General features: G+C 70.4%; 11 protein-coding genes. 6 read left to right on the forward strand and 5 right to left on the reverse strand.

Annotated elements, in window-relative coordinates; genetic code table 11:
* Nucleotides 1-397 precede the first annotated feature (397 nt).
* Nucleotides 398-1390, reverse strand: coding sequence for an aldo/keto reductase (locus tag ACWCRB_RS33980; RefSeq protein ID WP_450999732.1), 993 nt, complete (start codon nt 1388-1390; stop codon nt 398-400).
* Nucleotides 1391-1534: 144 nt separating this feature from the next.
* Between ACWCRB_RS33980 and ACWCRB_RS33985 the strand changes: the two genes are divergently transcribed.
* Nucleotides 1535-2428, forward strand: a complete 894-nt coding sequence (locus ACWCRB_RS33985) for a nuclear transport factor 2 family protein (RefSeq protein ID WP_450999733.1) — start codon at nt 1535-1537, stop codon at nt 2426-2428.
* Nucleotides 2429-2494: 66 nt separating this feature from the next.
* Here ACWCRB_RS33985 and ACWCRB_RS33990 read toward each other — a convergent pair whose 3' ends face one another.
* The 3 genes from ACWCRB_RS33990 to ACWCRB_RS34000 all read right to left on the reverse strand — a co-directional run bounded on the left by ACWCRB_RS33990 (nt 2495) and on the right by ACWCRB_RS34000 (nt 4945).
* Nucleotides 2495-2974: a carboxymuconolactone decarboxylase family protein gene (locus ACWCRB_RS33990; RefSeq protein ID WP_369036445.1), complete on the reverse strand. Its 480-nt coding sequence runs from the start codon at nt 2972-2974 to the stop codon at nt 2495-2497.
* A 96-nt stretch (nt 2975-3070) separates the two neighbouring features.
* Entirely contained in the window at nt 3071-3730 is a 660-nt protein-coding gene (locus tag ACWCRB_RS33995; RefSeq protein ID WP_450999734.1) for a hypothetical protein, read from the reverse strand.
* Between the two features lie 9 nt (nt 3731-3739).
* Nucleotides 3740-4945: a hypothetical protein gene (locus tag ACWCRB_RS34000; RefSeq protein WP_450999735.1), complete on the reverse strand. Its 1206-nt coding sequence runs from the start codon at nt 4943-4945 to the stop codon at nt 3740-3742.
* Nucleotides 4946-5281: 336 nt separating this feature from the next.
* Between ACWCRB_RS34000 and ACWCRB_RS34005 the strand changes: the two genes are divergently transcribed.
* Both ACWCRB_RS34005 and ACWCRB_RS34010 read left to right on the forward strand, forming a co-directional pair.
* Nucleotides 5282-7309, forward strand: coding sequence for a M28 family metallopeptidase (locus ACWCRB_RS34005; RefSeq protein WP_450999736.1), 2028 nt, complete (start codon nt 5282-5284; stop codon nt 7307-7309).
* Nucleotides 7310-7408: 99 nt separating this feature from the next.
* Nucleotides 7409-9490: a M36 family metallopeptidase gene (locus ACWCRB_RS34010; protein ID WP_450999737.1), complete on the forward strand. Its 2082-nt coding sequence runs from the start codon at nt 7409-7411 to the stop codon at nt 9488-9490.
* Between the two features lie 18 nt (nt 9491-9508).
* Here ACWCRB_RS34010 and ACWCRB_RS34015 read toward each other — a convergent pair whose 3' ends face one another.
* On the reverse strand, nt 9509-10192 hold the full coding sequence (locus ACWCRB_RS34015) for a GDSL-type esterase/lipase family protein (RefSeq protein ID WP_450999738.1): 684 nt from the start codon (nt 10190-10192) through the stop codon (nt 9509-9511).
* Between the two features lie 188 nt (nt 10193-10380).
* Here ACWCRB_RS34015 and ACWCRB_RS34020 point away from each other — a divergent pair, with 188 nt between their 5' ends.
* The 3 genes from ACWCRB_RS34020 (at nt 10381) to ACWCRB_RS34030 (ending at nt 13737) form a co-directional block, all read left to right on the forward strand.
* Complete coding sequence (locus ACWCRB_RS34020; protein ID WP_450999739.1) at nt 10381-11361, forward strand: WD40 repeat domain-containing protein; 981 nt, start codon at nt 10381-10383, stop codon at nt 11359-11361.
* A gap of 73 nt (nt 11362-11434) precedes the next feature.
* Entirely contained in the window at nt 11435-12130 is a 696-nt protein-coding gene (locus ACWCRB_RS34025) for a response regulator transcription factor (protein ID WP_369036452.1), read from the forward strand.
* A gap of 26 nt (nt 12131-12156) precedes the next feature.
* Nucleotides 12157-13737 carry a sensor histidine kinase gene (locus tag ACWCRB_RS34030; RefSeq protein WP_450999740.1) on the forward strand — a complete coding sequence of 527 codons (1581 nt, stop codon included), beginning with the start codon at nt 12157-12159 and terminating at the stop codon, nt 13735-13737.
* The last annotated feature ends 6 nt before the right edge of the window (nt 13738-13743 follow it).

Below are 13743 nucleotides of genomic sequence, written 5' to 3' on the forward strand. Positions count from 1 at the left end.
CGGGCGGGCTGGAGGGTGGTGGCGGTCGGGTGGGTGGGAAGGTCGTGCTGAACGGCCTCGTCGTTAAACGCCGGGCGGGCTGGAGGGTGGTGGCGGTCGGGTGGGTGGGAAGGTCGTGCTGAACGGCCTCGTCGTTAAACGCCGGGCGGGCTGGAGGGTGGTGGCGTGCTCGTCCTCAAACGCCGGGCGGGCTGGGTGGGTGCCTGGGGCGGGCGGGCAGGGGCGAGAGGTGGCCCGTTAGGCTCGGGTGTGTGAATCCGAAAATCCGGAACCGGGTGATGGCCGGTGCGCTCGTGCTGATGTTCGTGGTGGTTGCCGTGGCGGCGGCGGTCGGGAAGTGATGGCCTAGCCCGGAGCCTGGCTCGCCTCGCGACCGCCGCCCACCTGCTGCGGCTTCCTACCAGGCGAACGCCTCCGGTGACGGGCCCGGGCCCGGGAAGATCTCGTCCAGCGCGGTCAGGAGTTCGTCGCTCAGTTCCAGCTCGGACGCCCGTACCGCCGACTCCAGCTGCTCGGCCGTGCGCGGGCCGACGATCGGGCCGGTCACTCCGGGGCGGGTGAGCAGCCAGGCCAGAGCCGCCTCGCCGGGTTCGATGCCGTGCTTGTCGAGCAGGTCCTCGTACGCCTGGATCTGGGCGCGTGAGGTCGGGTCGGCGAGGGTGTCCGCGGCGCGGCCACTCGCGCGTCGGCCGCCCTGGACCTCCTTCTTGATGACCCCGCCGAGCAGTCCGCCGTGCAGCGGCGACCAGGGGATGACCCCGAGCCCGTACTCCTGCGCGGCCGGGATGACCTCCATCTCGGCGCGGCGCTCGGCGAGGTTGTATAGGCACTGCTCGCTGACGAGGCCGATGGTCCCGGAGCGGCGGGCCGCGATTTCATTCGCCTGGGCGATCTTGTACCCCGGGAAGTTGCTCGAACCGGCGTAGAGGATCTTCCCCTGCTGCACGAGCACGTCGATCGCCTGCCAGATCTCCTCGAAGGGAGTCGCGCGGTCGATGTGGTGGAACTGGTAGACGTCGATGTAGTCGGTCTGGAGGCGCTTCAGCGAAGCGTCCACCGCGCGGCGGATGTTGAGCGCGGAGAGCTTGTCGTGGTTGGGCCACGCGTCGCCGTCGGCGGCCATGTTGCCGTACACCTTGGTGGCGAGGACCACCTTGTCGCGGCGGTCGTCGCCCTTGGCGAACCAGTTGCCGATGATCTCTTCCGTACGGCCCTTGTTCTCGCCCCAGCCATAGACGTTGGCGGTGTCGAAGAAGTTGATCCCCGTGTCCAGGGCCGCGTCCATGATCGCGTGGCTGTCGGCTTCGTCGGTCTGGGGGCCGAAGTTCATGGTCCCGAGCACGAGCCTGCTGACCTTGAGTCCTGTGCGTCCGAGCTGCGTGTACTTCATGACTCCTCAGCCAACGTCGTGGAGTGCGCTCTAAGCAAGGGTCGGCTGGACGGCCCGGGCGGGCCTTGACGCTAACTTGTGGTTAGTGCTTACGTATGTGCAGCGTTACTCGCTTTAAGTTTCAAGATTCTAAGGACTTCGCGTATGCCTGCACGCCGTACCTTCCTCTCCGCGCTCGCCGCGTCCGCGCTGCTGGGTGTCGCCGCCGTGCCCGCCGCCGCCTCGCCGTCCGTCGGTGACGGTGCCCGGCTCGACTACCAGAAGGGGGTCGTCGTACGGGTCCTCAAGGGCGTGTTCGAGCGCGGGGACACCGCTGTCGTGGACCGGTTCGTGCGGGCCGACTACATCCAGCACAACCCCCTTGCGGCCGACGGCTCCGGGCCGTTGAAGAACCTGGCCACCGGGGTGCACCAGCAGTTCCCCGAGGCGAAGTACGACGTCAAGCGGGTCATCTCCGAGGGCGACCTGGTCCTCGTGCACTCCAACGTCGTGCTGACGCCGGGGAGTCGGGGCTCGGCCGTCTTCGACATCTTCCGGTTCCAGGGCGGGAGGATCGCCGAGCACTGGGACACCGGGCAGAACGTGCCGGACAGCAGCGCCAACGGCAACGACATGTTCTCGACGGTCAGTTGGCCGCGGAGCGGGCAGCCGGGGCCGCGGTGGCTCACCGACCACAACAAGCGGCTCGTGACCAAGGCGTTCGACCGGCTCATCGTCGACAAGGACCTGTCCGCGCTGAACGTGTATTGGGGGTCCGAGTATCACCAGCACAATCCCGGCATCGCTGACGGTGTCGCCGGTGTGCGGGAGGGGCTCGGGGCGTACTTCCGGGCGTTCCCGGAGCTGGCCGTCTCCCGTAAGCGAGTTGTGGCGGAAGGGGATCTGGTTGCGGTTCACAGTCACTACGTGAGTGCGCCGGGCGAGCGCGGGCAGGCCGTCGTCGACTTGTTCCGGGTGCGGGGCGGGAAGATCGTCGAGCACTGGGACGTGCTCCAGGACGTTCCGGCCACCTCGGCCAACGACAACACCATGTTCTGACGGTGGTCGGGCGACGCCAGTGTGGCTGGCGTCGCCCGATCGCGTTCGTCCTGGCCGGAGTTGGGCTCAGAGCTGGGCGAACATACCGGGCTGGTAGTCGCCGGCCGGCTGCTGGACGATGACGTTCATCCGGTTGAAGGCGTTGATGAGCGTGATGGTGAGGACCAAGGCGGCGAGCTGCTCCTCGTCGTAGTACTTGGCGGCGTTCGCCCAGGCCTCGTCCGTGACCCCGCCGGCCGCGTCCGCGATACGGGTGCCCTGCTCGGTCACTTCCAGGGCGGCGCGCTCGGCGTCGGTGAAGACCGTGGCCTCACGCCAGGCCGCGACCAGGTGGAGGCGCTGCGCGGTCTCGCCGGCCGCGGCGGCGTCCTTGGTGTGCATGTCGGTGCAGAAACCGCAGCCGTTGATCTGGCTGGCGCGGAGCCGTACCAGCTCCTGCGTCGCGAGCGGCAGGGCCGAGTCCGTGGCCGCCTTGCCCGCCGCGACGAGGTGCTTCGTGGCCTTGGTCACGACCGGGTTGGCGAAGAGGTTCAAGCGGGCTTCCATGGTGGGCTCCTCCGTCTTTGTGCTGCCTCTGTCGGGCGTTACACATGAACGACGGAACGGCTCACCCGGACGTGACATGGATGGATGTGACGTGGGTCACCGTGGGGTCGGCCTGGGTGGAGAGGGTGGAGAGGGTGGCGGTGGAGGCGGTGGCGGTGGCTCGTTGCGGAGCAGGGGGATCGGCTCGCGCAGTCGCATCGTGCCGGGAAGGTCCAGCCGGCCCTGCCTTTCGGCCAGCACGATCCGCTGCACGGTGAGCGTGCCGTCGATCGTGCACTCCCCGCTCCGTACGCGGGCCAGACAGGCGTCCCGGACGACGGCGACAAGCCCCGCGACCTGGTAGAGCAGCGTGAGTTCGACCTCCAGTGTGCCGATCCTGGTGCCGTCCACGAACACGTCCACGAACGGACGGTGGCTGGAGGTGATGCTGTGCGTCGCCAGCGCGACGACCTCCTCGCTGCCCGGCACGGCACGGGTGCGCCGTGCGGCGGCCGTCAGCTCCGCGTGCTTGCGCCAGCCGCCGGACGCCAGGTCGAGCAGGTCCAGGCCGAGGAAGCTGTCGATGACGGTCGCCAGCTCGCGCTCCACCGCCTGGTCGGCCGCCGGTGTCAGGGAGGGCACTCCGCTGAGGAGGGTGCGGGCCAGCCCGTGGGAGCGGACCGGGTCGACGAGCGCGTCGGCGGAGTCCTGCCGCTCCTCCGAGTCGAGCAGGAAGGCCCGTACGGTCAGGGGTTGCAGTGCGTGGGTCGTGGTCATGGCGTCGCCTCAGCCTCTGTCGGTGCCGTCGACGCTCTGGTCGCCGGGGTCGAGGTGCGGTTCGAGCCGTACGGTGCGGGTCGGCGGACCGGTGTCGTACGGCTCACGCACGTCGGACCTCGCGGTGCCGCGGCGCAGTACGGTGCTGACGTGGTCGTGGACCCAGCGCGGGCCGCGTTGACGGTGGCGCACCAGGGCGAGTCCGGCGGCGGCCAGCAGCAGTACGCCGCCGAGGGCGGGCCCGACGACCAGTCCGACGGGGGTCGAGCTGTCCACGGAGCCGGTCCCGCCGACCGTACCGCCGTCGCTGGTGCCGCCGACCTGACCGTTGGTGCCTGTGCTGGTTTCGCCGCTCGTGCCTGTGGAAGTTTCGCCGTTGGCTTCGCCGCTCGTGCCTGTGCTGGTCTCGCCGGTGGTGCCCGTGCTGGTTTCACCGTTGGTGCCTGTGGTGGTTTCGCCGTTGGCCTGGTTGCCGCTCGTGGTCTCGTTCGTCGGGGCGGGGAGCACCGTGAAGTCGGCGTCGTCATCGCCGTACTTCTCGTAGTCCGTGCAGACGGCCCGCACGGTGTGCGTGTCTTCGGGCGCGTCCGTCGGAACCTTGAACGACGTGGTGAACGTTCCCGTTTCGGACACCGAGACGGCGGAGACGAGCTGTTCGCCGTCGTCCCATGTCACATCCACACTTGAGCAGTTGAATGCGGAACCGGTTGCGGTGACGTCCGTATCCGGGCGGCCTTCGGTGGGATCGAGGGCGAGGGCGGCCTCCTCCTTGGTGTCAACGGTGAAGGTCTTCTCGGCTTTGCTGTACGGGCCGGCGACGCATTCGGCTGTCACCTGATAGTCGCCCGGCTCGGCGTCGTCCGAGACCGTGAGGCTGGACTCGAAGGTGCCCGCCTCGTCGGTGCTCTCCGGGTCGTTGACGGATACGTGGGTGGCGGGAGCCGCGGCGCCCATGGAGAGTTTGACCGTGCCTGGCTCCCAGTCGGTGATTTCTCCCTCCGAGTCCTCGACACCTCCCAGATAGCAGTCGTCGAAACCCCCGCCCCGAACGCCGATGACTGTCCCCGGCGGTCCATGCGTCTCCTTGATCTCGATGTACGCGCCCGGCGCTGCCATCGCGCCCGGCCCCGAGAGCGCGGTCGGGCCCAGTGCGACCGCGGTGCTCACCAGCACCGTTGTCAGCAGTCGGCCGACGATTCGTGCGACGGAGAACATGAGTCACTGAGAAGGAGGGAGAGAGAAAGAGCTGATGGGGCACGAGAGGGCCCGGGCGCCGGGCCCGGATCGTCGCCCTTCGCGCATCGCCTTCCATTCTCCTCCGCCTGCCCGGTCTCCGCTCGTCGTCCGGTGTCGGCTCCCGGTGCTGATGCCGCATCAGCACGTGCGCGGTCGGGCCGAACTCGGCGCACCGGAGCGGCCCTTCGGGGGGTTCGCAGAGCTTCTGCTCCGGAATGCGATCACGTACCGGGGCGCGGAGACTGGAGGTATCGCCCATGCGCCGGGCCCGCTGCGGCCGTCCACTTCACGGAGGTGCGGAACGGAGGCGCAGAGATGCCCGCAGAGACGCCCGTGGTGTTCTTCGACATCGGCGCGACACTCGCCGACGCCGCCTTCGAAGTTGACGGTTCATTGACTCTGCGGCCGCGGCCTCGTGTCTTCGAGGTGCTCGACGCGCTCGCGGGGGTGCGCAGGGGAATCGTGTCGAATCCGGGTGAGGGAGCCGCCGCCCGGGCCCGTGCGAAGGCCGCGCTCGACGAGGCCTTCGCGGGCCGCTTCACCGACGACGGCCTCATCCACTGGGGTCCGAAGACCGCGCGCGGGATCTTCGACGACGCGGTGGCGGGCGCGGGTGTCGCGGCCGACGACTGTGTCTTCGTGGGTGAGGACGCCGACGAGCGTGCGGTCGCCCGCGAGGCCGGTCTGCGCGCGGCGGCCCATCCGGTCTTCGCGCGTGCGGCCGTCGAGGGGCGGCCCGTCTTCTGGGCGAGGATCGAGCTGCCGGAGGGACGGAGCCTGGCCGACCTGGAGGCGGTGGCGGGCAGTGCCGAGGTCGTTCCGGTGCATGTCGCCGACGGCGGGCTCGTCCTCGCCATGACGACCGTGCGAGGCGTGGAGGCGCTCGAACAGGGCGGCTTCTCGGTCCGCCTCCAGGACCAGGTGGAGGAGACGGCGGCCTTCCTTATACGGGACGACCGCCCCGTCGTGCCCGCGGCGCCCCTCGCGGACACCTCGGCCGAAGGGCGGGCGCGGGTCGAGGCGGACCTGCGGGCCTCGGCCGCGTTCGACTTCGTGGCGAGCGAACTCGCCGGGACGGGGCGGGCCGGAGAGCCGGGGCTGAGCCGGCGGGACGAGCGGACGGTCGTGTCGCTCGGGCCTGCCCCGGGCGGTGTCTACGTCGCCGCCGCGGCCGGTGTCCCCGTCGAGCAGGTGCACATCGAGGGCGCGAAGCCCGGCCACACCGAGCGGCTGCTGCCCGACCCGGCGCTGCTGTCCCGCCCGGGCGAGCCGGATGCCGAGGGGCTCGTCCAGCGGGCCCGGGGACTCGCGTCGGCCGCCGGACTCGCCGGCGCGCCCTCCGCCGCGACGGTCGCCTCGGTACGCGCGGCCGTCACCCCGGATGTCATCCGCGCCCATGTCGCCCGTGTCTCGGGCGCCGCCCCGCTGGTCGACGACGGGCCGTGGAAGGTCCGCAGCCGTGACGCGGCGAGCGACGACAACCCGGTCGTGGCCGACGTACTCGCACGCCGGCTCCACGACCTCGGCCTCGCGGTCAGGCTCCACCGGTTCACCTGGCGGGGCCACCGGCTCACCAATGTCGAGGCCGAGTTCACCGTCGAGGGCTCGGACGGCGCCGTACTCGTCACGGCACACCTCGATTCGACCGCCGACCAGGGCGAGTACGTCGACGAGAACGGTCACTGGCGCCCGTACGACCCGGCCATCGACCCGGCGCCGGGTGCCGACGACGACGGGAGCGGGGTGGCAGCGGTCATGGCGGCGGCGGAATGCCTGAGCGCGATCGTCAAGAGCGACAGGAAGCCGACCCGGACGGTGCGCTTCGTGCTCTTCAACGCCGAGGAGCAGGGGCTCGTCGGCAGCAAGGTCTACGCACGTGCGGCGGCAGCGGCCGGGGACAGCATCGCGGGCGTCCTCCAGATGGACATGATCGCGGGCTTCCAGCGCGACGGGGGCGGCCGGGGCGGCGGGGCGCACGGTGCGCGGCCGGTCGAGATCCACGCGGGTTCCGCTGTTCCCGGCCCCGCGGTGGGCGCTTCGGAAACGCTCGGCGACCTCGTCGCGACGGCCATGGGGGAGGTCGAGCCCGGCCTCACGACGCAACGGCTCACGGGGGCCGACGACCCGGCCGCCGGCCGCAGCGACCACGCGAGCTTCCACGAACGCGGCTGGGCCGCCGTCGCCGTGTGCGAGAACTTCTTCGACGACACCGCGCCCGCCACCGGCACCCAGCAGTACCACAAGCCGGGCGACACCCTCGACGACCGGGACCACAACACGGACTACGCGGCCTCGATCGCGCGCGGGGTGACCACGGCGGCCCTGACGCTCGCAGGTTTGTGAACCCGACCCCTCATCCCCGACCCCTCACCCCCGTCCCCACTTCCCTCATCCCCACCTCCCCGTCCCCATTCCTGTCCTCGAAGGCAAGGAGCGGTAGCCATGACCAGGACGATCGACAGAAGGGACACCGGCTACGACCACCTCGCCAGCAGCGCCGGCGCCGCCTCCTTCCTCGACGAGACCGACCGGGTGGCGGCCGAGGTCGACCACACCCTCACCGCCGAGCCCGGCAAGGTGAACCGCTTCACCGGGCATCTGACCGAACTGCGGGTGGACGGTGCCCCGGGCTTCACCGACGCCGACATCGCGAGCATCGAGGCCGGCGGGCAGCCCACGGAGGACACCCGCGACGCCGGGTATCTCGCCAAGGCGAAGGAGTACGTCGCCTCGGTCTCGGAGGCGATCGGATTCGCGGCCGGTGAGCCCGTCGAGTTCGAGGCCGATCCGACGGTGACCAGGACGAGCGACGGCATGCGCGTCGTCAGCCTCCAGCAGAAGCACAACGGTATCGAGGTGTGGGGGATGCAGCCGAAGGTGTGGCTGCACCCGGACGGTACGGTCGACCGGGTCGTCGGCGACACGGTGAGCGTGCCGACGGGTGTCTCGGCGAAGCCCGCGGTTCCGGCCGAGGTGGCCCTGCGGGTGGCCGCCGAGAAGGCCGCCGAGCCGGTGACCCTCCAGGGGCCCTTCGGGGACAGCGAACTCCCGCGCCTCGACATCTCCTACGGTCTCGGGCGCCTGTCGGTGCAGTCGCAGGCCGACCAGCCGATGACCTTCGCCGGGGGAGCCTTCGAGGAGGCGATCCCGGCCCGGCTCGTGTACCTCTACATGGGCGGTGACATCCGTCTCACCTGGTTCTTCGCGTTCACCCGGCCGAACTTCACCGTCCAGTACCACGCCTTCGTCGAGGCCGACGAACGGACCGCGGACAAGGACGCGCCCGAACTCCTCTACTTCTACGACACGAACAGCCACGTCGTGGGCGGACTGGTCATCCGGGAGAACCCGGTCGACACCCCCTTCGGCGAGGTCGTCGCCTTCCCGCTGTCGCTGGACGCCTATCCGGTCCAGGTGACGCCCGAGGTGCAGACTGACCTGCCCGACGGGTTCCCCCTGGAGTGGACGGTGGCCGACAACGGAACGCTGTCCACCGACGGCAACAACGTGCGCGCCGTGAACGGCAGGAACCTGCAGCCGTTCAAGGTCCCGGTCGACGCTGCGGGCGACGCGGTGTTCAACGCCGACGCGGACACGCCCGAGCAGCTCGTCACCAACATCTTCTACTTCTGCAACTACGCGCACGACTTCTTCATGATGCTCGGCTTCACGGAGAAGAACGGGAACTTCCAGTCCGTGAACAGACCGGGCCATGGGAAGGGAGCCGACGCGGTCCTCGCCCGTGCGCACCCGGGCGCGGTGCCGGGCACGGCCAACATGGCCACCAGGGCCGACGGACTCGCGGCCGTGATGAACATGGGGCTGGTCACGGGGACCGGCCGGCACACGGCCAACGCCTTCGACGTTGTCATCCACGAGTACGTCCACGGCGTGACGAACCGTCTCGTCGGCGGGCTGTTCGACGCGAACGGCCTCTCGGAGGACCAGTCGATCTCCATGGGCGAGGGCTGGAGCGACTACTTCGCCCTGACGATCATCAACTTCGGACGCGAGAAGGAGCATGCCGTCGTCGGCGACTGGGTGGTCGCCAAACCGGGCGGCATCCGCCAGCGGCCCTACGACGAGGACTATCCGGGCACCTTCGGGGACATCGGCAAGAGGCGAGGCCAGGTCGAGGGTGCCGGCAACGCCGACCTCAGCTACCGGGAGGAGCACGACGTCGGCGAGATCTGGTGCGCGGCGCTCATGGAGCTGACCCGCAAGGTCACCGCCGCGCTGGACAGCAAGGAACGGGGCTACCGGCTGACCTGGCAGGCGGTCGTCGACGGTCTGAAACTCACCCCGAAGAACCCGTCGTTCCTCGGCGCGCGCGACGCGATCCTGCGGGCCTTCAAGGGGATGGAGGGCGGACGTCTGACGAGCGACGAGTACGAGGCGGTCCGGCTCGCGGCCTGGGAAGCCTTCGCCCGATACGGAATGGGCTTCGACGCCTTCTGCCCGAACGCGTCCTACGACGGCTGCCAGGGCGGCACCCAACTGCCCCCGCCCGGTCACACGGACTAGCCCCCCCGGCCGATCCGGTCAGTTCTCTCCGGCCCCGTACCGCTCCCCGAGATCCCACGCCTCGTACAGCGAGTCCGCGAACGCCCCCGCGATCTTGTGCTCGCCGCTCGCGTTGGGATGTGTGCCGTCGTACGTGTCCTGGTGGATGTCGTACGAGGGTGGGGGCGACGTCAGGAGCAGGGGGGAGCGGGGTTCGTCCAGGTCGGCCGCCGTCTTCGCCAGGAGTTCGTTGAAGCGGACGACCTGGGCGGCGAAGGGCGGGTCGGTCTCCGCGCGGACGTTCGGGATCACCGGGAGCAGGGCGATGGCGATGCGCGGGTTGGACCGTCGTGCCTCGGCCACGAAGAGGCGCGCCTTCTCCGCCGTCTGTTCCGCGTCCGTGTAGAAGCCCAGGTCGATCAGGCCCAGGGAGACCAGGAGGACGTCCGGCTTGTGGGCGCGTACCGCGTCCGCGATCAGCGGGGTCATGTGGTGCCAGCCCTCACCCCAGCCGGCCAGATGGGCGCGGGGGAACTCCGGGTCGGCGTACTCGTACGAGTCGGAGGCGTTCGTCGCCTTGTCGTACAGCGTCTCGCGCGGGCCGACGATCCGGAACGGGCCGCCGTACGTCTCCCGCAGGTGCTGCCACAGCCGGTAGCGCCAGGTGTGTTCGCCGGCGCTGCCGATGGTCATGGAGTCGCCTACGGGCATCAACCTGAGCATCCGCTCATGATGCGGGATCGGGGGAGGCGTATGGGGCGGGTGCGGTGTGTGAGCCCGGCCACCCGGTGTCAGGTCTGCGTCAGCTTGTGGTCAGTTGGGTGTCAGTGAGCGGGCGCGGGAAGGGGTGGGCGGGCGTGGGCAGGCGTCATGGGCCTCGAATCGAACGCCGGGATGGCACGCTTGAGGGCATGCGCCGATCGCTCGCCCTCCTCGCCGGGGGCCTACTCGTCGGGGCGCTCGCCGCGCCCGCCTCCGCTGCCGATGGTGACAAGGACTTCACCATCAAGGACCCGCGGATCACCGAGTCCAGCGGTCTGGCCGCCTCCCGGCTGCACCCCGGCATCTACTGGACCCACAACGACAGTGACGACGGCGCCTATCTGTACGCGGTCGACAGCTCGACCGGGCAGACCGTCGCCACGATCACCATGACCGGCGTCGGCACCCCGCGTGACATCGAGGCCATCTCCATCGGTCCGAACAACCAGATCTATGTCGGCGACATCGGTGACAACGACGGTGTGACCTGGGACTACGTCTGGGTTTATCAGCTCACCGAGCCCAAGGTCCTCAAGGATCAGACGATCCGTGCCACGCAGTACGTCGTGAAGTACTCGGACGGCTCCCGCGACGCCGAGTCCCTCGTCGTGCATCCGAAGACCGGGCGCGTCTACATCATCGACAAGCAGGAGGACGGCGGGCATCTGTACGCGGGCCCGGCCAAGCTCTCCTCCTCCGGCACCAACGTCTTCCGGCCCGTCGCCGCCGTCGACATGTGGGCCACCGACGCCGCCTTCTCGCCCGACGGGCAGCAGCTGGCCGTACGCGGCTACTTCGGCGGTGTCTCCTACGCCTGGAACGGCGGAAAGCTCAAGCGGGAGGGGCAGCTCGACGTGCCCCTCCAGGGGCAGGGGGAGTCGGTCACGTACAGCCGTGACGGGTCGAAGATCATGTACGGCAGCGAGGGCGCCGAGAGCGGGGTCGAGGCCGAGGACGCGCCTTCGTACGATGCTTCCGGCAACCCCGAATCGCCCTCGGGGAACGGGAGTTCGGCTTCGGACGGGGGTGGCGGCTCCGACGGGAACGTCAAGAACGGGGCCATCGCCGTCGCCGTGCTCTTCCTCGGCTACTTCGGGTTCAAGCGGCTTCGGCGGAAGCCTGCGGCGTAGCCCACAGGTTGTTCAAGGGTTTCCACAGGGAGTTCTCAGGTTCCTTTGAGGTGGCCCCGGTAGGTCTGGGGGGGTGACCAGTTCACCCCGGCTCCTCGTCGTCGACGACGAGCAGAACATCCGCGATCTGCTGTCCGAGACCTTCCGCCTCGTCGGCTTCGACGTGACCGTCGCCGCCGGCGGGGTCGAGGCGCTCAACGCCGTGCTCTCGGCGCCGCCCGACCTCGTCGTCCTCGACGTGATGCTGCCCGACATGGACGGTTACGAGGTCGCCCGCATGCTCCGGCACGACGGGCGGGAGGTGCCCGTACTGTTCCTCACCGCCCGCGACACCGTGCGGGACCGCGTCGAGGGGCTGTCGGTCGGCGGCGACGACTACGTCACCAAACCGTTCAGCCTCGAAGAGGTCGTGCTGCGCGTGCGGGCCATCCTCCGGCGCACCCGGCGGGACGAGCCCACCCCCGACCCCGTACTGCGCTGCGCCGGAGTCGAACTCGACGCCGCCGCGCACACCGTACGGCGCGACGGACGCGAACTGGAGCTGTCGGCAACCGAGTTCCGCATGCTCCGCTATCTGCTGGAGAACGCGGGGCGGGTCGTCAGCAAGACCCAGATCCTGGAGCGGGTCTGGGGGTACGACTTCGGCGGCGACACCCGGATCGTCGAGAGCTACGTCTACTACCTGCGCAAGAAGATCGACTCCGCCGGGGCCGCGCCCCTCATCCACACCCTGCGCGGGGTCGGGTACGTGCTCCGGGCGCCCAAGTGACCCGGCCCGGGCTCCGGTTGAGGCACTTGCGTCAGTTGCGTCAGCTGAGGCACTGGTCCCTGCGTGCTCGGCTCGCCTTCGCCGCGACCGGACTGGCTCTGCTCGCGCTGGTCGCCGCCAACGCCGTCGGGCTGGTGCTGCTGGAGAACTACCTCATCGACCGGGTCGACAAGAACCTCGACGTGACCGGCGGCGGCCCCATCGACGCGGCGCTGGCCCAGCAACTCGTCGCCAAACGGCTCGACTTGGCGCAGAACGGCCGGGGCGGCCAGGACGAGGAGACCATCGTCGCCTTCCTCGCCGAGCGGTTCGGCGGGGACTTCCGGATGTACGTGTACGGGGGTGAGGTGGCGGGCGGCGGGGGTGGGGTTGTCGGCATCCCCAGCGATCCTCAAGGGCCCGGGCCCCGGCTGCCCGACCGGGACACGCTCGCCGACCGTGCCGGTGACGTGTTCACCGTGCCGGGGGAGTCCGGCGCCGACTGGCGGGTCGCCGTACAGGGGACGGGAGTTGACGCCGCAGGCGGTGGCGGTGGCGTGCTCGTCGTCACCGCCGTCTCGCTCGCCGACGTCGAGGAGACCACCGAACGGCTGCTGCTCATCGACGCGTTGGTGACCGTCGTCGTACTCGCCGGACTCGCGGGCGTCGCCGCCCTCGTCGTACGGGCCGGGCTGCGCCCCCTGACCCGGATGGAGGCCACTGCCGACGCCATCGCCGCCGGGGACTTCCGGCGCCGCGTCGAGGGCACCGACCCGCACACCGAACCCGGGCGGCTCGGCGGCGCCATGAACGCCATGCTCGCCCGGCTGGAACACGAGATCGCAGCCCGCACCGCCTCCGAACGGCGCCTGCGCCGCTTCCTCGCCGACGCCTCCCACGAACTGCGCACCCCGCTCACCTCCATCCGGGGCTTCGCCGAACTCAGCCGGCGCGGCGGCGACCGTACGGACGCACTGCGCCGGATCGAGGCCGAGGCGGCCCGGATGGGCGTCCTGGTCGAGGACCTGCTGCTGCTCGCCCGGCTCGACGAGCGGCGCGAGCTGGAGCGACGGCCGGTGGATCTGCTGGAGCTGGCCGCCGATGTCGTACGGGATCTGCACGCCCGCTCACCCGGACGGGACGTACGGCTGGTGGGGCCGATGCGGCCCGTGGTGGTGCCCGGGGACACACTGCGGCTGCGGCAGGTGCTCGGGAACCTGCTGTCCAACGCCGACCGGCATACGTCTCCGGACGCGCGGATCAGTGTTCGGGTCGATGTCGTACGGCCCGTCGACCTCGGGCCCGTCGCGGCCGCCGCCGGGGAGCCGTTGCCGCCTGGGGTGCCCGTCGGGCTCGTCGAGGTGGCCGACAGCGGGGACGGCGTGCCGGCCGAGCATGCCCCGTACGTCTTCGAGCGGCTCTACCGGGTGGACGGGGCGCGGGCGCGGGGCAGTGCGGAGACCGCAGGGAGCGGGCTCGGGCTGTCGATCGTGGCGGCGCTCGCGGGGGCGCACGGGGGGCGCGTCGATCTTGCCGCGAGCGGGACGGCGGGGGCGGTGTTCCGGGTGCTGCTGCCGTTGGAGCGGGTGGGCGCGACGGTTCCGGCGCGGATTACCAGCTCGCTTTGAGGTTCG

Source organism: Streptomyces sp. NPDC002156, assembly GCF_053593675.1.

Bases quoted from the DNA above. Each gene is read 5' to 3' on its own strand.
- ACWCRB_RS34000 (WP_450999735.1), bottom strand. From the start codon at position 4,945: ATGTTCTCCGTCGCACGAATCGTCGGCCGACTGCTGACAACGGTGCTG.
- ACWCRB_RS34010 (WP_450999737.1), top strand. From the start codon at position 7,409: ATGACCAGGACGATCGACAGAAGGGACACCGGCTACGACCACCTCGCC.
- ACWCRB_RS33990 (WP_369036445.1), bottom strand. From the start codon at position 2,974: ATGGAAGCCCGCTTGAACCTCTTCGCCAACCCGGTCGTGACCAAGGCC.
- ACWCRB_RS33985 (WP_450999733.1), top strand. From the start codon at position 1,535: ATGCCTGCACGCCGTACCTTCCTCTCCGCGCTCGCCGCGTCCGCGCTG.
- ACWCRB_RS34020 (WP_450999739.1), top strand. From the start codon at position 10,381: ATGCGCCGATCGCTCGCCCTCCTCGCCGGGGGCCTACTCGTCGGGGCG.
- ACWCRB_RS33995 (WP_450999734.1), bottom strand. From the start codon at position 3,730: ATGACCACGACCCACGCACTGCAACCCCTGACCGTACGGGCCTTCCTG.
- ACWCRB_RS33980 (WP_450999732.1), bottom strand. From the start codon at position 1,390: ATGAAGTACACGCAGCTCGGACGCACAGGACTCAAGGTCAGCAGGCTC.
- ACWCRB_RS34015 (WP_450999738.1), bottom strand. From the start codon at position 10,192: ATGCTCAGGTTGATGCCCGTAGGCGACTCCATGACCATCGGCAGCGCC.
- ACWCRB_RS34005 (WP_450999736.1), top strand. From the start codon at position 5,282: ATGCCCGCAGAGACGCCCGTGGTGTTCTTCGACATCGGCGCGACACTC.